Genomic DNA, 242 nt, shown 5'->3' on the forward strand with positions numbered 1-242 from the left:
GCCTGCTACGCCTGCCATGTGCCGGGCTTCGACATCCTGCCGGGTGCCGACGTGGCGATGGCTTCGACGGTCGAGACGGGTGAGCCGCCCTTCGGTGACCAGCTCAACGACGTGCTCGAGGGCGCCCTGGCCTCCTCCTGCATGACGTGCCATCGCAGCGGCGATCCCGCTGTGGAAGCCGTGCTGAAGGCGCATGCGTACCAGAACGGCTGGGTCCCGCAGGCATTCCCTGAGGGTCGCCA

At 68.6% G+C, this 242-nt stretch carries 1 protein-coding gene; it reads left to right on the forward strand.

What is annotated here, in order from left to right; all coding sequences use genetic code 11:
* Positions 1-242 (forward strand): hypothetical protein (locus tag G6N75_RS02530; RefSeq protein WP_165346501.1); only part of this gene is annotated, 242 nt, incomplete at both ends.

The sequence above is a fragment of the Thioalkalivibrio sp. XN8 genome, from assembly GCF_011058255.1.
Lineage (GTDB): Bacteria > Pseudomonadota > Gammaproteobacteria > Steroidobacterales > XN24 > XN24.